The sequence below is a fragment of the Thermophilibacter mediterraneus genome (genome assembly GCF_900119385.1).
Lineage (GTDB): Bacteria > Actinomycetota > Coriobacteriia > Coriobacteriales > Atopobiaceae > Thermophilibacter > Thermophilibacter mediterraneus.
This window is the reverse complement of sequence record NZ_FPKO01000007.1, coordinates 145,082-160,734: the sequence shown is the minus strand read 5'-3', so window position 1 is coordinate 160,734 and position 15,653 is coordinate 145,082. Positions and strand designations below refer to the sequence as shown.

13 protein-coding genes are annotated in these 15,653 nt (G+C 68.8%); all 13 read right to left on the bottom strand.

Annotated elements, in window-relative coordinates; genetic code table 11:
* Nucleotides 1–26: 26 nt before the first annotated feature.
* The 13 genes from pfkB to hisE all read right to left on the bottom strand — a co-directional run bounded on the left by pfkB (nucleotide 27) and on the right by hisE (nucleotide 15,652).
* On the bottom strand, nucleotides 27–926 hold the full coding sequence (gene pfkB / locus BQ7106_RS00725) for a 1-phosphofructokinase (RefSeq protein WP_072369760.1): 900 nt from the start codon (nucleotides 924–926) through the stop codon (nucleotides 27–29).
* Entirely contained in the window at nucleotides 923–1,672 is a 750-nt protein-coding gene (locus tag BQ7106_RS00720; protein ID WP_072369757.1) for a DeoR/GlpR family DNA-binding transcription regulator, read from the bottom strand. Before BQ7106_RS00720 ends, pfkB begins: the two co-directional genes overlap by 4 nt.
* 2 nt (nucleotides 1,673–1,674) lie before the next feature.
* Nucleotides 1,675–2,763 (bottom strand): Gfo/Idh/MocA family protein, encoded by a 1,089-nt coding sequence (locus BQ7106_RS00715; protein ID WP_083526813.1) that lies wholly within the window; start codon nucleotides 2,761–2,763, stop codon nucleotides 1,675–1,677.
* Between the two features lie 654 nt (nucleotides 2,764–3,417).
* On the bottom strand, nucleotides 3,418–4,104 hold the full coding sequence (locus BQ7106_RS00710; protein WP_072369754.1) for an N-acetylmannosamine-6-phosphate 2-epimerase: 687 nt from the start codon (nucleotides 4,102–4,104) through the stop codon (nucleotides 3,418–3,420).
* Nucleotides 4,105–4,226: 122 nt separating this feature from the next.
* Entirely contained in the window at nucleotides 4,227–5,186 is a 960-nt protein-coding gene (locus tag BQ7106_RS00705) for an ROK family protein (protein ID WP_072369751.1), read from the bottom strand.
* 13 nt (nucleotides 5,187–5,199) lie between these two features.
* The gene (locus tag BQ7106_RS00700; protein ID WP_072369748.1) at nucleotides 5,200–6,123 is read right to left on the bottom strand and encodes a dihydrodipicolinate synthase family protein; all 924 of its coding nucleotides are present in this window, start codon (nucleotides 6,121–6,123) and stop codon (nucleotides 5,200–5,202) included.
* A gap of 147 nt (nucleotides 6,124–6,270) precedes the next feature.
* Nucleotides 6,271–7,095, bottom strand: a complete 825-nt coding sequence (locus BQ7106_RS00695) for an ABC transporter ATP-binding protein (RefSeq protein ID WP_072369745.1) — start codon at nucleotides 7,093–7,095, stop codon at nucleotides 6,271–6,273.
* Nucleotides 7,096–9,117, bottom strand: a complete 2,022-nt coding sequence (locus BQ7106_RS00690) for a dipeptide/oligopeptide/nickel ABC transporter permease/ATP-binding protein (protein WP_072369742.1) — start codon at nucleotides 9,115–9,117, stop codon at nucleotides 7,096–7,098.
* 5 nt (nucleotides 9,118–9,122) lie between these two features.
* A complete protein-coding gene (locus BQ7106_RS00685) occupies nucleotides 9,123–10,088 on the bottom strand; it encodes an ABC transporter permease (protein ID WP_072369739.1) in 966 nt (321 codons plus the stop codon).
* Nucleotides 10,089–10,207: 119 nt separating this feature from the next.
* Complete coding sequence (locus BQ7106_RS00680) at nucleotides 10,208–11,803, bottom strand: ABC transporter substrate-binding protein (RefSeq protein WP_072369736.1); 1,596 nt, start codon at nucleotides 11,801–11,803, stop codon at nucleotides 10,208–10,210.
* Nucleotides 11,804–12,041: 238 nt separating this feature from the next.
* Nucleotides 12,042–13,952 carry an excinuclease ABC subunit UvrC gene (gene uvrC / locus BQ7106_RS00675; RefSeq protein WP_072369733.1) on the bottom strand — a complete coding sequence of 637 codons (1,911 nt, stop codon included), beginning with the start codon at nucleotides 13,950–13,952 and terminating at the stop codon, nucleotides 12,042–12,044.
* Nucleotides 13,953–14,060: 108 nt separating this feature from the next.
* Nucleotides 14,061–15,323, bottom strand: a complete 1,263-nt coding sequence (locus BQ7106_RS00670) for a carboxylate--amine ligase (RefSeq protein ID WP_072369730.1) — start codon at nucleotides 15,321–15,323, stop codon at nucleotides 14,061–14,063.
* 11 nt (nucleotides 15,324–15,334) lie between these two features.
* Nucleotides 15,335–15,652, bottom strand: coding sequence for a phosphoribosyl-ATP diphosphatase (hisE, locus tag BQ7106_RS00665; RefSeq protein ID WP_072369727.1), 318 nt, complete (start codon nucleotides 15,650–15,652; stop codon nucleotides 15,335–15,337).
* Nucleotide 15,653 lies beyond the last annotated feature (1 nt).

Genomic DNA, 15,653 nt, shown 5'->3' with positions numbered 1-15,653 from the left:
TCGTAGTCCACGCCGGCCGGCACCGCCTAGCCCGCGAGCAGCGCCTCGACCTCGGCGCGCGTTGCCAGGTGGTCGGAGAAGGCGCTCGCGGAGCCGGCGGCGAGCGCCATCCGGAAGGCGGCCTCGTAGCTGCCGGTCTCGATGAGGCCCGCGATGAAGCCGGCGACCGACGAGTCGCCGGCGCCCACGGAGTTCACCACGGTGCCGCGGGCGGCGGGGGACTCGAAGACCTCACCGGTCTCGGTGACGAGCACGCCGCCCTCCCCCGCCATCGAGACGAGCACGTTCGCGGCGCCCATCTCCTGGAGGCGACGCGCATAGGGCACGACCTCGTCGCGGGTGCGCAGCTCAACGCCGAAGATGTCGCCGAGCTCGTGGTTGTTGGGCTTCACGAGGAAGGGCCGCAGCGGCAGGGCGCGCGTGAGCAGGTCGCGCTCGGCGTCCACCACCACGTAGGCGCCGCGGGGCGCCACGCGCCCCATGACGCGCTCGTACATGTCGTGCGGCAGGCACGCGGGCACGGAGCCGGAGATCACGAGCGTGTCGCCCTCCCCCAGCGCGTCGAGCTTGGAGAGGAGGACCTCCACGTCCTTCTCGCCCATCTGGGGCCCCATGCCGTTGAGCTCGGTCTCCTCCGCGCTCTTGATCTTGACGTTCACGCGGGTCATGCCCCGCGGCACGCGGATGAAGTCGCAGTCGACCCCCGCCTCGGCGCACAGGCGCGACAGCTCGTCGCCGGTGAAGCCCGCCACGAAGCCGAGCGCGCGGCTCGCGTGCCCGAGGTTCCCGAGCACGATGGAGACGTTCACGCCCTTCCCGCCGGGAAGCACCTGCTCGTAGGTGGTGCGGTTGATGGCGCCGAGGCGCATGTCGTCGACCCGCACGATGTAGTCGAGCGAGGGGTTGAACGTGACGGTGCAGATCATAGCGATACCTCCACGACGTTGTCGAAGGCCCGGTACCTCTCGGGGACGTCCCCGCAGGTGATGATGGTGGCCGACGAGAAGAGCCCGAAGCCCACGAGGCTCGTGCTGTCGAACTTGGTGGCGTCGGCGAGCACGTAGCGCCGCGCCGTGTGCTCCATGGAGAGCTGCTTGATCAGTGCCTCGTTGCTCTCCGGCGAGGTGAAGCCGCTCTCGGGGGTGATGCCGTTGGCGCCCCAGAAGCCGATGGTGAAGTGGTAGCGCGAGAGCGTCGCGATGGCGTCGGGCCCCACGAGGGCCTCGGTGGCGCTCTTGAGCTCCCCGCCCAGCACGGTCACGTTGAAGCCGCGGCCCGCGAGCATCGTCGCGTGCGAGACCGAGTCGGTCACGTAGCGCGCCCGGCGCTCGGCGAGGTGCGACAGCAGCTCCTCGACCGTGGACCCGGCGTCAAGGTAGACCAGGTCGTCCGGTCCCACGAGGGTCGCCGCGTGGGCGCAGATGGCGCGCTTCTCCCCCGCGTGCAGGCCGTGGCGCTCCTCGAGCGTGAGGTCGCGCGTGAGGTGCGCGGACTCCAGGGTGGTGGCCCCGCCGTGCACCTTGACGAGGCGATGGGCCTGGTCAAGCTTGTCGAGGTCGCGCCGGATGGTCGACTCGGAGATGCCGAGAAGCCCGGCGAGCTCGGGCACGGTGGCCGTGCCCTGTCGCCCCACCACGTCGACGATGCGCGCGAGCCGCTCCTCCGCGAGCATGGCTAGCGCTCCTCGGGGTAGGTCACGCCCCAGTCGGCGCGCAGGCGCGTCATGAGCTCCATGACGTCGGCGGCGGTGTCGATGAGGCTCGCGGCGTCGGCGTCTCCGGCCACGGCGCGCTCGAGGTCGGCCATCTCGTAGCAGAGCGCGTAGCCCTCCGTGCCCGCGGCGACGGTCTCGCAGCGCCCGTCGGCGGTCCAGACGATCGTGGCGGAGTCGGCGCGCGGGTACTCCGAGATCTCCACGTAGCACTTGTCGAACGAGAGCACGGCGCGCTTGGGCTGCTTCGAGTGGATGGTGAGCGAGACCACGCCGAGCTGCCCCTCCGCATTGCGGCACACGATGCCGCCCGCCTCGTCGACGCCCGTCGACGCGAGGTTGCCCAGGGAGACGACCTCGGTGGGCTGGCTCTCCATGAACAGGCGCATGAGCGAGAGCGCGTAGACGCCGATGTCGAGCATGGCGCCGCCCGCCAGGTTGATGTTGTAGAAGCGGTTGGTGAGGTCGCCGTACTCCTTGTAGGAGCCGAAGTTGAGCTGCGCCAGGTTCATGCGACCGAACTCGCCGGACGCGGCGCGGGCGAGAAGGACGCGGTAGAGCGGCATGTGCAAGATCGTGGTGGCGTCCATGAGGACCACGCCGTGCTCGCGCGCGATGGCGCGCGCCTCGTCGAGCTCGGCGCTGTTGAGCGTGATGGACTTCTCGCAGAGCACGTGCTTGCCGGCGGCGAGCGCCGCGCGCAGGTAGCGGATGTGGGTGTTGTGCGGGGTCGTCACGTAGATGGCGTCGATCTCGGGGTCGGCGTAGAGCTCCTCGACCGTGTCGTAGACCTTCTCGACGCCGTGGCGCTCCGCAAAGGCGACGGCCTTCTCGCGCGTGCGGTTGGCGACGCCGGCGAGCCTGCGGCCGGCCAGCGCGAGCGACTCGGCCATCTGGTTGGCGATGACGCCGCAGCCGATGACGGCCCAGTTGAGTTGCGGGGCGGTGAAGATGTCGTCGGGGAACGGGTGGTCCTTGGCGGCGGCGAATGCCGCGGCGGCGGCCGCGGCGGCGTCGAGCGGGGCCGCGGGCGTCTGGTTCTTGTCTGCCATGGGCGCTTCCTTTCTTCCTGGGGCGAAGGCGCGTCCTGCGCGACCGTCGCCCTTCTCGTTCTGTGACATTCATTTTTATGCAAGTTCATGCAAAAGTGCGCAGAAATGCGCTCATGACCTCTGAACGGCCGATAATCTCCTCTTAACGGTCATGAATACGCAATTTCACGCAAATTTGCGCGCAGATAAGCATCTATCAGAGAGAAGAGCGACGGGGCGCAGGGCGCCGACCGCCCAAATGCCCCGGGATGCCACGCAGCGAGGACGCGGGCGGGGCGAGCAGCTCCCACGAGCGCCCAAATGCCCCGGGATGCCACGATTGGGTGATCGACTCCGCCTGTGTCAGGCCAGAGGCCCGAATCGGTCAAGAAAGCCCCATGGTTGGGTATCGGCTTTCGGCCCCGAGCGTCCCGGCGGACCCGACAAATACCCAACCGAGCGAGAGACGTGGCAGAATTCGAGCCCCTGAGCTCTCCGTGGCGCCTCAGGAGCGATCACACCGAGGAGTCGACACCCAACCGCTGCCACTTTGCGCAGATTCGGGGGTTCGCGCGTGCACCGCCGCGCGGGACGCGCCTGGCGGGCGCGCCACAAAGAGGCCCGCCCGCGCGAGAGGTCGCGCGGGCGGGCGGCTCGTCATATGGGCGCGGGGCCCTACTCGATCGCAGCCCTGAACCAGCTCGTGAGCGAGGTGGGGTGCGTGATGCCGGTCCCCACCACGACGGCCCATGCGCCGGCGTCGATGGCGGTCCTGCCGTCGGCCGGCGTGTGGACGTGGCCCTCGCAGATGATCGGGTAGTCGGGGAACTCGGAGGTGGCCTGCTTGAGCAGCGGCACGTCGGGGCCGTCCTCAAGCGTGGTGTCGATGGCGGCCTTGTTGTGGGAGAGCGTGGTGGAGACGAGGTCGCAGCCGCAGGCTACGGCGTTGCGGATGTCGTCGATGGTCATGCAGTCGGCCATGATGAGGACGTCGCTCTGCGCGCGGATTGCCTCGACCGTCTCCTTGAAGGTGCGGCCGTCCGGGCGCGGGCGGTCGGTGGCGTCGAGGGCAACCACGTCGGCGCCTGCGTTCACGCACGCCATCGCGTGGCGCAGCGTGGGCGTGATGTAGACGCCCTCGTGGCCCTCCTTCCACAGGCCGATGACGGGGATCTCGACGCGGCCCTTGATCGCCGCGATGTCGGAGAGGCCCTGGCAGCGGATTGCCGCGGCCCCGCCGAGCTCGCAGGCGCGCGCCATCTGGGCCATGGTCTCGGGGTGGCGCAGCGGCTCGCCGGGATAGGCCTGGACGGAGACGATGAGCTTGCCCTTGAGGGACTGGACGAGCGGTGAGATGGGCATAACATTCCCCTTCCAAGAAAACCTGACAAAGGTGACAGGGCAGTTTGTCAGGTTTTGTGCGACGGTCGCGGAAGGAAAACCTGACAAACTGCCCTGTCACCTTTGTCAGGTTTTCCGCGGGGCTAGTCCTCGACCTCGGCGTAGCCGGAGGCCACGAAGTTCTCCGCCGCGCCGATGAGCGGGGCGTCGCCGCCGAGCTCGCCGCCCACGATGGGCGTGGTGGCGACGGGCGGCATCGCCTGGCCGCGGAAGGCCTCGGCCATGGCATCGGACCAGTCGGGGCCGCACTGGGCCACGGAGCCCGAGAGGATCACCACGTCCGGGTCGAGCATGTTGCACATGCTGCCCAGGACCTCCCCGAGCGCGCGGCCGGCGCGCGCCTCAGCCGACTTGGCTGCCTCGTCGCCCGCCGCGGCACGGCGGTCGATCTCCGCGCCGTCGATGGGCGTCCCGTCGGGGAGCGCCTCGTCGCCGCCCAGGCGGACGTACTCGCGGATGATGCCGGGGCCCGCGGCGATCGGCTCGAGGTGGCCGGTGGCGCCGCAGGAGCACGGCACGCCCGCCGCCGCGGGGCAGCAGACGTGACCGATGTGCCCCGCCTCGTCGTGCGCGCCGAGCATGATCTTGCCGCCCTCGACGAACGCGCCGCCGATGCCGGTGCCCACGGCTGCCACCAGGCAGCTCTTCTTGTCGCGCCCGCCGCCCCAGCGCGCCTCGCCGAGGGCGTGCGCGTGGACGTCGTTGAGGACGCGGCAGGGCAGGCCCGTCGCGGCGGTGACCTCGGTGCCGAGGCGGGTGCCGCCCCAGCCGGGCATGAGCTCGTTGGCAAAGGTGATGTCGCCGTTGCGCGGGTTCACCACGCCGGCTGAGGAGATGCCCACGCCCACGGGCGGCTCGTCGGCGCGCTCGATGGCGGCCTTGATCTGCGCGAGGACCGTGGCGAGAACGTGCTCACCGCCGGCCATGGCGTCGGTGGGGACCTTCTCCACCTTGGAGATGACGGGCTTCTCGCCGCCCAGGGTGACGAGCCCGCACGCGATCTTGGTTCCGCCGATGTCGACGGCGACGATGGTCTGGCTCATGGAAGCTCCTCCCCTAGAGAAGGCCGGTCTCGGCGAGGACCTTGCGGATGGCCTCGACGTTGTCGCCCTCGAGGGCCTTGACCGGGCGCGGCATGGTGTTGGAGTCGAAGACGCCCAGCAGCATGAGGGCGGTCTTGAAGGCGCCCACGCCTCCCGCGTAGCCCTGGACGCCGCTCGTCACGTCGAAGATGTGGGAGATGTCGTTGAGTCGGTCCTGCTCGGCCTTGACCGTCGCCCAGTCACCCGCCTCGGCGGCCCGCCACATGCGGACGTAGCCCTCGGGCTCGACGTTCGCGAGGCCGGGCACCGAGCCGTCGGCGCCGGAGAGGTACGCGCCGTCAACGACGATCTCGTGGCCGGTGAGCAGGCTCAGCGGGTGGCCGGCCTTCTCGTTTGCCTGGCAGAGGTAGCGGAAGGAGATGTCGTCGCCGGAGGAGTCCTTGACGCCGGCGAGCACGCCCTCGCTGCCGAGCTTGACGAGCAGCGGCCAGGGGAGCTTGGTGTGCACGCACACGGGGATGTCGTAGGCGAAGATCGGCAGGTCGAGCTCCTCGTGCAGGATGCGGAAGTGCTCCTCGACCTCGGTCATTCCGCCGAGGGCGTAGAAGGGCGCGGTGGCGACGAGCGCGTCGGCGCCGAGCTCGGTGGCGACCCTTCCGTGCTCGATGACGCGCTCGGTCTCGGTGTCGATGATGCCGACGAGGACGGGCACGCGGTGGTCGACGATGCGCACCGCCTCGGAGATGATCTGGCGACGACGCTCGTCGGTGGAGAAGACGACCTCGCCGGAGGACCCGAGGAAGAACAGGCCGTCGACGCCGGCGTCGATCAGGCGGTTGATGAGGCGCTCGAACGAGGGGACGTCGAGCTCGTGGTCGGGCGTGTCGGGAACGACGACGGGCGGGACGACGCCCCTGATCGTGAACTTGTCTGCCATGCTGATCCTTTCTTCGGAGCGGTCGGGGGGACCGCAAACGGGATGCACGCTCAGATGCTAGCGGCTGGCGGGAGAGAAGTACCTGCCGCCCGCCGATTTCGCAAAGCGGGCGCGCCCGAAGGCGCGCCCGCGAGCGAACGGGTGGGCCTACTTGCCGAGGTTGGGGTGGAGCAGCGAGGGCGCCGCGCCGAGCAGCGTCTTGGTGTAGGCGTCGTGCGGGTCCTCGAAGATCTGCCGCGCGGGGCCCTCCTCCATGATCTGTCCGTGGTTCATGACGACGATGCGGTCGGAGATGTAGCGCTCCGTCTGGATGTCGTGGCTGATGAAGACCATGGCGAGGCCGAGCTCCTTCTTGAGGTCCGTGAGCAGGTTGAGGATCTGCGCGCGGACGGAGACGTCGAGGGCCGACGTCGGCTCGTCGGCGATGATCACGTCGGGCTGGAGGGAGAGGGCGCGCGCGATAGCGACGCGCTGGCGCTGGCCGCCCGAGAGCTGGCCCGGAAGCGCGTACATCGCGGACGACGGCAGGCCGACGATGCCGAGAAGCTCGTTGACGCGGGCCTCGCGCTCGTCGTCGGAGCCGACCTTGTGGACGATCAGCGGGTCGAGCAGCTGGTCGTGGACCGACATGCGCGGGTTGAGCGCCGTCGCCGGGTTCTGGAACACGACGGAGACGACGCGGCCGATCTTCTTGCGAAGCTCGGCGGTGCGCTTCGTGACGTCGTCGCCCTTGAAGTACACGTGCCCCTCGGTCGGCGACTGCAGGCCGCACATGACGTTTGCCGTGGTGGACTTGCCGCAGCCAGACTCGCCGACGATGCCGATGGTCTCGCCGGGCATGAGCTTGAGGGTGAGGCCGTTCACGGCGTGCACGAGGTTGGGGTGGAAGAGCGACCCCGTGCGGGACTTGAACGTGACCGAGATGTTGTCAAGGAAGATGATGGGGGTCTGCCCGGAGCTGCTCTCTGCCATCTACCTCACCTCCAGTCGAGAGACGAGACCGTTCTTCTTGAGCTCCTCGTCGGGGATCTCCGAGACGAAGTGGTGCTCGGTGCCGGGGACGAGCTTGAGCACGGGGTGCACGTCGAGGCCCACGGTGGGGTGGCTCGAGCGCGGCGCGAAGCGGTCGCCCCTGGGGAAGTCAGCCGGGCTCGGCACGGAGCCGGGGACCTGGTGCAGGCGGCTGCCGTCGTGCGCCTCGATGGAGAGGACGGAGCCGAGCAGGCCCTGCGTGTACTCGTGGACCGGGTTGGTGAGCAGCTCCTTGGTGGGGGCGGACTCGACGACCTGGCCGGCGTACATGACGGTGATCTCGGAGGCGACCTCGGCGACGAGCGCCAGGTCGTGGGACACGAAGATCATGGCGAAGCCGAGCTGCTTCTGAAGGTCGTTCAGGAGCTTGATGACCTGCTTCTGGACCGTCACGTCGAGGGCCGTGGTGGGCTCGTCGCAGATGACCAGCGACGGGTTGCGCGTCAGCGCCATGGCGATGATGACGCGCTGGCACTGGCCGCCGGACAGCTCGTGCGGGTAGCTCTCGAGCGTGCGCTTGGGGTCGAGGCCGACGAGCTCGAGGAGCTCCTCGGCGCTGCGGGTGCCGCCGCGGCTCGTGAGCTGCTTCATCTGCGCGGAGATGAGCATCGAGGGGTTGAGCGACGAGAGCGAGTCCTGGTAGACCATCGCGAGCTCGTGGCCCAGCAGCTTGCGGTGCTCCTCCTTCGAGAGCTTGAGGAGGTCCTGGCCCTTGTAGAGGATCTGGCCCGTGATGCGGGCGGAGTCGGGCAGGAGGTTCATCACGGTCTTGGTGGTGATGGACTTGCCGCAGCCGGACTCGCCCACGAGGGCCATGCACTGGCCGGGGCGCACGTCAAAGGAGACGTGGTCGACGACGTTGACGTCGCCGTGGCGCGGGAAGCCGATGCAGAGGTCCTTGACCTGCAGCAGCGGCTCGACCGAGTAGTCGGGCGCGCGCCGGTCGGTGCGCGCGAGCTCGACCTCGCGAAGGGCGCCGAGGCGGCGGGACAGCGACGCGGCCTGCTCCTTGTAGGCGCGGACGGGGTCGGCGACGAGGAGGTCGGCCTCGCGGCGGCTCTCGGCGTTCTCGTTGGCGACGGGGGCGGACGGGGCGGCGGCCATGGCGTCGGTCAGGCCCTCGGAGAGGATGTTGAGCGCGAGGCACGTGACCATGATTGCGATGCCCGGGAACAGCGCCTGCCACCAGCGCCCGAGCAGGACGCCGTCGCGCGCGGACGAGAGGATGTTGCCCCACGTGGGGGTGGGCTCGGCGATGCCGGCGCCGATGAAGGTCAGCGACGCCTCGAAGATGATGGCGTCGGCGACGAGCGTGACCGTGAAGACCATGATCGGCGCGATGCAGTTGCGCAGGACGTGCTTCATGAGGATCCACGGGGCGCGGGCGCCGGAGACGATGACCGCGCGGACGTAGTCCTCGCCGTACTCGGACACCACGTTCGCGCGGACGATGCGCGCGATCTGCGGCGTGTACATGAAGCCGATCGAGAAGATGATGGCCGGCACGGAGTTGCCCAGGATGAGGACGAGGATGGCCGCGAGGGCGATGCCCGGGATGGACATGATGACGTCGAGCACGCGCATGATGACCTCGGAGACGGCCTTGCGCGCGACGGCGGCGACGGCGCCGATGATCGAGCCCAGGACGAGCGCGAAGAGCGTCGCGCCGAAGCCGATCACGAGCGAGTACTGCCCGCCGTAGAGCATGCGGGAGAGGATGTCGCGGCCGGCGTTGTCGGTGCCGAAGAGGTACTCCCCGTTGGGGGGCTGGTAGGCCTTGGTGATCTCGAGCGGGTCATGCGGGGCGATGACGGGCGCGAGGATGGCGGAGAGCGCCACGAGGACGAGGATGACGAGCGAGATCTTGCTCGAGAGGCTCATCTTCTTGAGGCCGCCGAGCTTGAGGCCCTTCGACGCAGCCTTCTCGAGCTTCTCGGTCTGCTTTTCCCTAATCTTAGTCATGGGGCCTACACCGTCCTAATGCGCGGGTTGATCAGCAGGTAGAGCATGTCAACCACGATGTTGATGATGACGAAGGCCAGAGCCACGACCACGACGACGCCCTGGACGAGCATGATCTCGCCGCCGGTGATGCCCTGCTGGATGAGCGTGCCCATGCCGGGAAGCGCGAAGATGACCTCGATGACGACCGCGCCGCCCATGAGGTAGCCGATCTTGAGGCCGAGCGTGGTGACCGGCGTGATGAGGGCGTTGCGGAGCACGTTCTTGGCAATGACGACGTTCTCGGGGATGCCGCTGCCGCGGGCCGTCTGCACGTAGTCCTTGTCGAGCTCCTCGACCATGGCCGTGCGCACGATGCGCGTCATCTGGCCGATGACCGGGAAGGCGAGCGCGATCGCCGGCATGATCATGCGGCCGAAGTACCCGCCGGGGTTGGCGAAGATGTCCGGCAGCGCGCCGGAGGACGGGAAGACGCGCGTGAGGTGCGCCATCGTCACGAGCAGGATGAGCAGGACCGCCAGCCAGAACGACGGCGTCGCGATTCCTGCGATGGATATCACTCGTATTAGCTGGTCGGGCCATTTGTCACGGTAGAGCGCCGATATGACGCCGAGCGTGAACGAGAAGATCGCGGCGAGCAGCAGGCCGAAGAAGGTGAGCTGCATGGTGATCGGCAGGGCCGAGGCGATGGCGTTGGCCACCGGGGTCTGGCGGCTGCCGTAGGTGCCCAGGTCGCCCTGGACGAGGCCGCCGATGTAGTCGACGTAGCGAACCGGCCACGGGTCGTTCATGCCGTGCTCGTCCATGTACTCCGCCACCGCCTCCGGAGAGGCGCCCTCACCGAGGACGGTGCGCGCCGGGATGGAGGGGTCGGTGAAGGACATGAGGAAGAACACGAGCAGGGTGACGCCCAGGGCCATGATCGGCAGCGCGATGATGCGACGGCCGATCAGGCGCAGGAGGTTGTTCATACCCTCTCCTCTCTCGATGCCTTACGTGAGTAAGAGAGGGGCCCGAGCCAACCAGAGCCCGGGCCCCTCGAACGTCCCTGTGCCCCGGCAGCCGACCGGGGACGGAGCGAAGGCAGAGGCTACGCGCTGACCGTCTTGCAGCCGATGAAGTTCATGCCCGTCGTGCCGATGCCCTCGAAGCCCTCGATGGCGACGCCGGTCGGGGACGCGGCGGCGTCATCCCAGGAGGCGGTCACGGTCTGGACGTGGATGAGCGGGTAGAGGACGGCGTTGTCGGCGATGAGGTCGTAGACCTGCTTCCAGGTGGCCTGCTGCTCGTCGCCGGTCTGGCCGAGCGCGGCGTTCATGAGCTCGCGGATCTGGGCGAACTCGGCGGAGCTGCCCCAGCCGGTGCGCGTCTGCTGCCAGACGTTGTCACCGTACCACCAGTTGAGGAGCAGGTCGGGGTCGGCGCCCCAGCAGGACGGGTCGCCCGGGGCGATCAGGATGTCGAAGTCGTCGGAGCCACCGTCGATGGCCGCGTAGGTGGCAGCGGAGGTCTCCTCCCTGATCTCGCAGCTGAACCCGAGGGCGTCGAGGTCCTGCTTGGCCTGGGTGGCCATGCCGGAGGCCTGGGTGTTGTCCGTGCAGCGGATGACGAGGGCGCCCGGGGTCACGCCGGCCTCGGAGAGCAGGGCCTGGGCCTGCTCCTGGTCATAGGTGTAGACCGTGGCGGCCTCCTGGTAGTTGGGGAAGTCCACCGGGATGTAGGAGCTGGCGGTGGCGGCGAGGCCGTTGAAGATGTTGTCGATCATCTGGTCGGTGTTGATGGCGTACATGACGGCCTGGCGGGCGACCTTGTTGTCCCACGGCGCCTTGGTGGTGTTGAACATGATGAAGCGGGTGCCGAAGCCCTGGACGGTGTCGACCTTGCAGCCGGCCTCGGTGATCATGTCGATGGCGTCGGCGGTGACGGACTCCATGACGAGCGTGGTGCCCTGCTGCTGGGCGGTCATGCGGGCGGTGGCGTCAACGAGGATGTCATAGTGCAGGCCGGCGTCCTCGGCGGGGAAGGAGCCGTTGTAGTTGGGGTTGGGGACGAGGTCGACGGTGTTGTCGGTGATGGCGTCGTACATCCAGGGGCCGGAGCCGACGGGCTGGCTGGAGAGCTCGTCGTCGGTGGTGCCGGCGGGGAAGACGCGGACGAGCGCCAGGCGCTCCTTGAGCAGCGAGAAGTTGGCGATGGCCGTGGTGACGGTGATCGTGGCGTCGTCGGTGGCCTCGAGGGAGTCGATCGGGGCGAGGAAGGCGCCGTAGGTGGCGTCGGCCTTGGTGCGGTCGAAGGCCTCGACCACGTCGGCGGCGGTCACGGCGTTGCCGTTGGAGAACGCCGCGCCCTCGCGCAGGGTGATGGTGAAGTGCGTGTCGTCGACCTGCTCCGGGTCGCCGGTGGCGAGCTCGGGGAAGGTGGAGTAGTCGTGCGGGTCGGTGCCGTAGAGGCCCTCGAGGACGTGCCAGTTGGAGCCGAGGCAGAAGGCCGAGGAGGTCTTCGTGGGGTTATACTCGGACGGCGCGTAGGCGGAGCCGGCGGTGATGGTGTTGCCACCGGAGGTGGTGTCGCCGCCCTCGCCCTCGGGGGTGTCGCCGTTGCACGCAGCAAGGCCGAGCGCGCCGGCAGCGGCGGCGCCGCCAAGGAACGTGCGACGAGACACCGCGCTGTTGATGAGCTTCTTCATGGTCTCTTCCTTTTCTCCTCCTGCGGCCGCCTCGTGACGGCAGCCGTCCCTTACCCCTTCTAGGTTAGGGACAGAGGAAACGAAATCTTCACAAAGACCGCCCAACGGTCGAATCGAGTGGCCCAAACGGTCAGAGTTATGTAATCAACAGGTAAAGCTGGTCTGCTTGTTATACTGTCTCGTCCGACCGATCCTTTCGAGAGAAAAGAAGCAGGTCGTCAATCATCCGCAGGTAGAACTAATCGTCGTTCTTCTCGGCTTTTTCCTGATTTTCAGCTACTGGTATCTTTTCAAGTTCGTTGAGGGCCTGATGGACGGCACGTGCGACCTCAGCTGGTATGCCCGGCGTCGCCGCGATGTCCTGCTCGCTCGCCGCGCGGAGGCGCCTGAGGGACCCGAAGCGGCGCATGAGGGCGCGCTTGCGCTTGGGGCCCACGCCGGGAACGTCGTCGAGGACCGAGGCCGTCATCGCCTTGTCGCGGAGCTCGCGGTGGAAGGTGATGGCGAAGCGGTGCGACTCGTCGCGGACCTGCTTGATGAGGTAGAGCGAGGGGGACCCGGACGGCAGCACGACCGGCGTGTCGTCCCAGGGCACGAAGATCTCCTCGTCCGACTTGGCCAGGCCGCAGACCGGGATGTCGAGGCCGAGCTCGGCGAGCTGCTCCATGGCGGCGGTGAGCTGCGGCTTTCCCCCGTCGACCACGAGCAGGTCGGGACGGCTGCCAAAGCGCTCGTCGGCCATGCGCTCGGGCGCGTAGCGCCGGCCCAGGACCTCGGACATGGACACGAAGTCGTTGGCCTCGGTGAGCGGGGTCTGGATCTTGAACCTGCGGTACTGCGACTTGTCGGGCCGGCCGTTGGTGAAGACCACCATCGAGGCGACGGTGAAGTGGCCGTGCAGGGTGGAGATGTCGAAGCACTCGATCCGCATGGGCGGCGCGTCGAGCGCGAGGGCGCTCTCGAGCTGCAGCAGGGCCTTGTTGGTGCGCTCGTCCGCGTATCCGGTGCGCACCATGTAGCGCATGAGCGCGTGGCGGGCGTTGGAGGCGGCCATCTCGAGCAGACGCCGCTTCTCGCCGCGCTGCGGGCGGTGCAGGCGCACGGCCCGCCCTCCCTTCTCGGCGAGCCACCCGGCGACGACCTCCGCGTCCGCGAGCTCGCAGGGCACGTCGACCTCCGAGGGGATGTCAGAGGTCTCGTCGTAGTAGCGCTTGACGAAGCCGCCGACGAGCTCCTCCTCCCCCACGTCGAGCCCCTTGTCGAGGATGAACTCCGAGGAGCGCACCGTGCGGCCCTCGCGCACCACGAAGACGCAGGCGCAGCTGATGGTCTCCTCGCGGTAGAAGCCGAAGAGGTCGAGGCTCACGCTCGACGAGAAGACCACCTGCTGGCGGTCGTCGAGCGCGTCGAGGCTGTCGAGGCGCGCCTTGATGCGCCCCGCGCGCTCGAAGTCGAGGTCGGCGGCGGCGGCGCGCATCTGCTCGGTGAGCTCCCCGACGATCTCTGAGCGGTTGCCGCGCAGGAACCGTTCGACCTGGCTGACGTGGCGGGCGTACTCCACGGTGTCGATCATGCCGGCGCACACCCCGGGCCCGCGCCCCACGTGGTAGTCGAAGCACGGGCGGCACCGCTCGGCGAGCATGAGGTTGGCCACGGAGGCCGCCTCGGGGCTCTTCTCGAGCAGGCGGCGGGCGCGCTTCCACTCGGCGCAGGTCGCCATGCAGATGGGCACGACCTTGCGCAGCGTGTCGATGGTCTCGCGGGCGGCGCGGGCGTCGGTGTAGGGGCCGAAGTAGCGCGTGCCCCTCCTGTGCTTCTCGCGGGTGTACTTGATGGCCGGGAAGACGTCCGACTCGGTGATGGCGATGAACGGGTAGGACTTGTCGTCCTTGTAGTCGACGTTGAAGTAGGGGTGGTACTGCGCGATGAGGTTGCGCTCGAGGACGAGCGCCTCGTGCTCGGAGCCCACCACCACGTAGTCGAAGGACCTCACGACCTCCATCATGAGCGGGATCTTCTCCCTCTCGTCCTGGAGGGTCACGTACTGGCGCATGCGGGCCCGCAGGTTCTTGGCCTTGCCGACGTAGACCACCGTGCCGCGCGCGTCCTTCCAGAGGTAGCAGCCCGGCTCGGTGGGCACGAGCGCCACCTGCTCGGCGAGGGAGGGGGGCGGCGTGGGGGGAGCTCCCCGGGGCGGCGCCGGACACGGGGCCGCCCCCGAGCGACGCGCGGTCGCCGGGGGCCTTCCCGCGCTCGCTCACGACGCGTCCCCGTGCGGGAGGTACTTCTTGAACTTCGAGACCTGGTGGTAGTAGTTGACGTAGGCCCACAGGCGCTGGGCGGCGCAGTCCGCGCGCCAGTCGAGCGCGAAGCGGGCGCGCCCGGTGCGGAAGGCGGCGAGGATGCGCTCCTTGAGCGCTCCCTCGGGCATGCAGCGCGCGATGACGCCCCTCGGCACCGCGACGTAGACCCACTCGTCGGAGGGGACCACCGGGACCGGGTCGCGCCCGAGCACGACGTCCTCCACCTGGATGCGGGCGAAGTTGATGCCCGAGAGCAGCACGATCCAGGAGCTCCGACCGGGGCGGGCGTTCATCTCGAGGAACTTGAAGGCGCCCGTGCGCGCGTCGAACTTGGCGTCGAAGCAGCACATGCCGTGGTAGCGCACGCGCTTGAGGAAGCGCGCGACGGCCGCCTCGACCTCCTCGTTGGGCTCGGGCGCCATGGCGACGGCGTTGCCGATGGCGCCGGGGTGGTGGTCCTCCAGGCCCACGTGGGCGCAGACGGAGAACGCCACGTCGGAGCGGGCGTCCGCGTAGGCGTAGACGGCGTACATGTGCGAGTCCCCGCCCGGGACGTACTCCTGGACGATGAGGCTCTCGTCGTAGCTCGAGCGCTTGAGCTCGTCGAAGATGCGCCGCAGCTCCTCGGGGCCCTCGACGACGAAGACCTTCTTCTTGCCGGGGAACTCGGCGTAGTGGTAGGCGGCCGAGTTGGACGGCTTCGCGACGAGCGGGTAGGAGAAGCCCTCGTCGTCGACCTCCGCGTCGGGGTCCGAGCAGTCGAGGAAGCGGGTCCTGGGGTAGTCCATGCCCACCTCCTCGCAGGTGCGGTAGAAGTTCTCCTTCTGCGTGACGAAGTCGAGCACGTCGAAGTCGGCGACCGGCGTGTAGAACCAGCGCTCGAGCTCCGCGCGGTGCTCGGAGACGATGCGCGCGTAGAAGTCGCCGCAGGTCACGAGGAAGGGCAGGCGACCGGCGTCGCAGAGCTCCTCCCCCGCGGAGCGCAGCAGCTCGAGCAGGGGGCCCTCCTCGTCGATGCCCGCGACCACGCGGTACTCGGCGAAGCGGGTGCGCGAGATCGACTTGACGTCGAAGTTTCCGTAGATGATCGAGTGGACGCCGTAGGCCTCCCAGAACGCGCGGACGTAGGCGTACGCGGAGTAGTCGGCGCCCAGGATGACGGGCTGGATCGTCGAGGCGAGGTCCTTCTCGGCGACGTGCTCTGGCCTCCTTGCCATGCGCGCCTCCCCTACCGGTGCCGGGCGTCGAGCTCGCCGGCGAGCTCGGCCACGGTGACGCCGTAGCGCTCCATGGTCACGAGCAGGTGGTAGACGAGGTCGGCGGCCTCGTAGCGGATGTGGTCGTGGTCGCGGTCCTTGCAGGCCATGACGACCTCGGTCGCCTCCTCGGTGAGCTTCTTGAGCAGGCGGTCCTCCGGGCCCTGGAGCAGGCGCGCGGTGTAGGACGCGTCGGGGGACGCCTCGCGGCGCCCGGAGATGACGGCGGCCAGCCCCGTCAGGGTCTCGCCGATGTCGCCGTCGTGCACGTTGGCGGTTCTCTCGCCCATG

Excerpts from the sequence above, each read along its gene's own strand:
- pfkB (WP_072369760.1), bottom strand. The coding sequence starts at position 926 with ATGATCTGCACCGTCACGTTCAACCCCTCGCTCGACTACATCGTGCGG.
- BQ7106_RS00720 (WP_072369757.1), bottom strand. The coding sequence starts at position 1,672 with ATGCTCGCGGAGGAGCGGCTCGCGCGCATCGTCGACGTGGTGGGGCGA.
- BQ7106_RS00715 (WP_083526813.1), bottom strand. The coding sequence starts at position 2,763 with ATGGCAGACAAGAACCAGACGCCCGCGGCCCCGCTCGACGCCGCCGCG.
- BQ7106_RS00710 (WP_072369754.1), bottom strand. The coding sequence starts at position 4,104 with ATGCCCATCTCACCGCTCGTCCAGTCCCTCAAGGGCAAGCTCATCGTC.
- BQ7106_RS00705 (WP_072369751.1), bottom strand. The coding sequence starts at position 5,186 with ATGAGCCAGACCATCGTCGCCGTCGACATCGGCGGAACCAAGATCGCG.
- BQ7106_RS00700 (WP_072369748.1), bottom strand. The coding sequence starts at position 6,123 with ATGGCAGACAAGTTCACGATCAGGGGCGTCGTCCCGCCCGTCGTCGTT.
- BQ7106_RS00695 (WP_072369745.1), bottom strand. The coding sequence starts at position 7,095 with ATGGCAGAGAGCAGCTCCGGGCAGACCCCCATCATCTTCCTTGACAAC.
- BQ7106_RS00690 (WP_072369742.1), bottom strand. The coding sequence starts at position 9,117 with ATGACTAAGATTAGGGAAAAGCAGACCGAGAAGCTCGAGAAGGCTGCG.
- BQ7106_RS00685 (WP_072369739.1), bottom strand. The coding sequence starts at position 10,088 with ATGAACAACCTCCTGCGCCTGATCGGCCGTCGCATCATCGCGCTGCCG.
- BQ7106_RS00680 (WP_072369736.1), bottom strand. The coding sequence starts at position 11,803 with ATGAAGAAGCTCATCAACAGCGCGGTGTCTCGTCGCACGTTCCTTGGC.
- BQ7106_RS00670 (WP_072369730.1), bottom strand. The coding sequence starts at position 15,323 with ATGGCAAGGAGGCCAGAGCACGTCGCCGAGAAGGACCTCGCCTCGACG.
- hisE (WP_072369727.1), bottom strand. The coding sequence starts at position 15,652 with ATGGGCGAGAGAACCGCCAACGTGCACGACGGCGACATCGGCGAGACC.